We start from the raw sequence: 3,604 nt of genomic DNA, 5'->3' as shown, positions 1-3,604 counted from the left end.
CGATCTTCTCTTCTATATTCTTTGAGGGGAGTGCGCCCGCGAAATCTGTGCATCACTCGTTGCCAGGCTCTAGCACGTACCCCATGCCGCGCACCGTATGCAAAAGCTTTTTCTCAAATGGGTCATCAATCTTTCCCCGCAGCCTTCGAACGGCGACTTCTACAACATTGGTGTTGCTATTGAAATTTATATCCCAAACCTGCTCAGCCAAATCCAGCCGGGAGAAGACCTCGCCCTGTCTGCGCATCAGTAAGGCCAATAAAGCGAATTCCTTGGCTGTTAGATCCAACCGCACGCCTGCCCGAGAGGCACGGCGGCGAAGTAAATCAAGCTCTAAATCGGCGACGCGAAGCACATTGGAACCCGGGCTCTCACTGGCATCAGGAATGCCTCTCCTGCCCAAAGCCAGAACACGAGCCAAAAGCTCCGACAGAGCGAAGGGCTTTACCAAATAATCATCCGCTCCTTCGTGAAGCCCCTTCACGCGATCTTCGACCTTGCTTTGCGCGGTAAGCATAAGGATGGGCACAACACTATTCTTGCGCAAGTCGCGCAAGATGGAGAAGCCATCGATGTCTGGTAGGACCACATCCAGCAGTATTAGGTCGTACTGACTTTCTCGCGCAAGATGAAGGCCACCCATACCCTCCAGCGCAATGTCGACTATGTGATTGTGTTCTGTTAGGGCCCGCCTTAAGTATTCCGCAACTTTGTACTCGTCTTCTATAACCAGGATTTTCATTCGTTTAACAGTTTCAGATGAGATCACGGCAAAGCCTCTACGTTCATATAGGAGCGTAGCGACCCCAGATTGACGTAAAGTGCTGGCAATCGCGCTCCTCCTTTACCCACAGGGAACGCACCGCCGCTCGTCGCTACCAGAACATCTTAAGCAATCAATTCCGTCAATTCGCGCACCATGGAATTACGAATTCGTAATTCCATGGTCCGAACTACTGGACAGCGTAGGATCGGAGTCACAGCCTCGCCTCTCTGAATTTGCGATTGCTTTAAAGAGACAGGACAGATTTTCATGTGATGATGGCGACGTCTGAAGTCGATCTCAGCACTAGTTAGAACGCGGGGGTCAAGGGTTCGGCGAAGTGGGAGTCACTCAAAACTTACGAAAAAGTAATTTGAGCGTTTGAGGTTTGTCGGGTTCGCATCGGTAGAATTCTGTTCATGCTTCAGGCAAGTCGCTCCATTCCGAGGGGGCATGCTCGCGTAGCCCGAAGCCAGATGAACTGATTTATAGGAGTAACTGTTATGCGTATTTCTCGTATGCATGCCGTAGCTGCATTTTTGCTTACTGCCACCGTAACGGCCGCCAGTGCACAGCAATTGCGCCAGCCGGCCCAAGGCGTGTCATCAAATACTCATCAAAGTGCCGTGGACGTCTATGGAGAGCCGAAGACGCGGGCCGAGGTACGCGCTGACTTGGAACTGTGGAAGCGTGCGGGCTTGGATGATTTCTGGCGCGGTGAGAATACGCCGGATACCTTCAGCCGCGAATACCGGACGGCGTACGCTGAGTACGTCCGGATGCGTTCGGGTCCCGAATATCAACAAGAAGTAGAAAGACAGTCTGCTATGTAGCACCGTTGACCGTGAGCCTTTCTCCGCGATGGGATGGGCTAGTGTCGCCGCGCACGACTGATTGAGATCAGCGTGCGCGGTTTTTTTTGCCAATAAGAGGGTCGCACGATGGCCAGCAGAACCCGTGAACATGGTCCTTACTCTGGTTCGTTTGACTTCAACACCCCGCTATCAGGATGGGTAGCAAGCGGCTATGCTGATCGTTATTCATAAAAGAGCTCAATGGCACTGAAATTAATATCTCGCGATGTTTATCGCTCTTTTTTTGATGAGTTTTGTCAGTATGAATTGGCATGGTCATGTCCGTATTTATCATTAGTACGGACCTTGAGCGAATAATGCGAGGCAACCAAGAAGGCGAGTTGCTTCGTTCAATTTGCCGACGTGTCTGATCGGAATGGAGGCATGCGGCAGTTCTCACTAACTGGGCTCGTAAGTTGGTGTTCACTTCCAAGTTTTGAGCCAAAACGGTTTGGCTCCAAGCACCCTTGACCAAGGCCTTAGGGATACGGTCGGGGTGCAGGAGCCGTCCGAACTTCTTGTCAAGTTTTCACAACCCGCAGCGACAGCCCCTTTCATGTACCACTGCCATATTCTTGAGCATGAAGACCATGGGATGATGGCCAGTTCGTTGTCCGTTGATGCTTTCCACCTGGTGGATTCCGGTACAGACCGGATTCTTGCGTATTTCGGCGAAGGTGACCGCTCATTTCGGCTGAACGTGACCACTGCGCAGCGTGCGGTGGTGCGCGGCTAAATTTTAATGTAGTCGGTCACGATGGGTCGGTATCTTTCTCCTTTTGAGTAGTTTTTTCTTTGGATTGGCGCAAGGAGTCACCGGTCAGCGTAAGGCGGTGATGACGCTGCATCAGACGATCCAGGATGGCGTCCGCCACGGTGGCGTCCCCAATCCATGCATGCCAGTGTTCAATGGGCAGCTGGCTGGTGATGATGGTCGCTCGATGCGTTGCGCGGTCGTCGATGATTTCCAGTAAATCTGAACGAGTGCTGGCATTAAGTGCGCCCATGCCCCAGTCATCGAGCACCAGCACATCGATCTTGGCCAGCTGAAGTAGCCACTTGCCGAAGGCGCCACTGCCGTGGCGGATACGAAGTTCTTCAGGCAGCCGGGGGATGCGCTGATACAGGGCTGAGTAGCCGCGCCGGCAAGCATGCTGGGTCAGTGCGCACGCGAGCCATGATTTACCGGCCCCGGTGGGCCCGCTGATCAAGACGCTTTGTCCGGCAGTGACCCAGTCGCCCAGCGCCAGGCTCATCACCGCAGGCCGGTCAAGTCCTCGAGTGGGGCGCGTATCGATGTCCTCGATGGCCGCCTGGGGATATTTCAAACGCGCCTGTTTAAGCAGCCGCGCTTGCCTGCGATCGCTGCGCCAGTGCACCTCCCGATCGACCAGCAGCGCCAATCGTTCTTCGAAGCTCATCGCGCTCAGTCCCGGCTGGGTCAATTGTTCCTCAAGGCCGGCCGCGAGGCCGGCCAGCTTCAGACTACGCAACTGTGCGAGTGTTGTATGCATCATCATGGCAGTGATCCTTATTGATAGTATTCGGGACCGCGCACGTGGACATGGTGAGGGCTGGTCCAGTGAGCAGGCATTTCGTTCGATGTTCGGTCCCGGTTGTTGGCGAGGATGTCGCGCACATGGCGATACTGGTAAGCGCCTAGCTGTAACGCTAGGGCGCATGCCGCTTCCAGCCGAGGTTTGCCATAGCGCTTGGCCAGGGAGAGCAAGCCCAGACAGGCTCGATAGCCATGCTCCGGATGATTGTGATGCTCGAGTAAACGTGTGACCGCAACCCCGGTGGCAGGCCCAATGTCTCGACCCCAATGAATAAGCCGCTGAGGCGTCCATTCCCTATGCGCACGGTGCGCAGCGGGCATATGTTCCGGCACAGTGGTGAAGCCACCGCGCCGCTCGCTGCGCGCGTGGCTCGCGACACGCTGCCCACGATGCAGAACTTCAATGGTGTGACGCGTGATGCGTGCCTC

4 protein-coding genes and 1 pseudogene are annotated in these 3,604 nt (G+C 54.8%); 2 read left to right on the top strand and 3 right to left on the bottom strand.

Annotation, left to right across the window (positions count from 1 at the left end):
* Positions 1-52: 52 nt before the first annotated feature.
* A complete protein-coding gene (locus LOL23_RS18895; RefSeq protein ID WP_237174134.1) occupies positions 53-742 on the bottom strand; it encodes a heavy metal response regulator transcription factor in 690 nt (229 codons plus the stop codon).
* Between the two features lie 524 nt (positions 743-1,266).
* Between LOL23_RS18895 and LOL23_RS18890 the strand changes: the two genes are divergently transcribed.
* The gene (locus LOL23_RS18890; protein WP_237174133.1) at positions 1,267-1,596 is read left to right on the top strand and encodes a DUF4148 domain-containing protein; all 330 of its coding nucleotides are present in this window, start codon (positions 1,267-1,269) and stop codon (positions 1,594-1,596) included.
* A gap of 457 nt (positions 1,597-2,053) precedes the next feature.
* Positions 2,054-2,353, top strand: a complete 300-nt coding sequence (locus LOL23_RS18885; RefSeq protein ID WP_439652112.1) for a multicopper oxidase domain-containing protein — start codon at positions 2,054-2,056, stop codon at positions 2,351-2,353.
* A 16-nt stretch (positions 2,354-2,369) separates the two neighbouring features.
* Here the strand turns inward: LOL23_RS18885 and istB are convergent, their stop codons facing one another.
* Entirely contained in the window at positions 2,370-3,137 is a 768-nt protein-coding gene (gene istB, locus LOL23_RS18880) for an IS21-like element helper ATPase IstB (RefSeq protein ID WP_237174131.1), read from the bottom strand.
* Positions 3,138-3,148: 11 nt separating this feature from the next.
* A pseudogene (locus LOL23_RS18875) lies at positions 3,149-3,604 on the bottom strand (IS21 family transposase); the annotation flags it as partial.

It is taken from the genome of Paracandidimonas lactea, assembly GCF_021653995.1.
GTDB classification, from domain to species: Bacteria; Pseudomonadota; Gammaproteobacteria; order Burkholderiales; family Burkholderiaceae_B; genus Allopusillimonas; species Allopusillimonas lactea.
Note: the sequence above shows the minus strand (reverse complement) of the source record. Positions and strands in the feature narration are given on the sequence as shown.

Excerpts from the sequence above, each read along its gene's own strand:
- LOL23_RS18895 (WP_237174134.1), bottom strand. The coding sequence starts at position 742 with ATGAAAATCCTGGTTATAGAAGACGAGTACAAAGTTGCGGAATACTTA.
- LOL23_RS18890 (WP_237174133.1), top strand. The coding sequence starts at position 1,267 with ATGCGTATTTCTCGTATGCATGCCGTAGCTGCATTTTTGCTTACTGCC.
- istB (WP_237174131.1), bottom strand. The coding sequence starts at position 3,137 with ATGATGATGCATACAACACTCGCACAGTTGCGTAGTCTGAAGCTGGCC.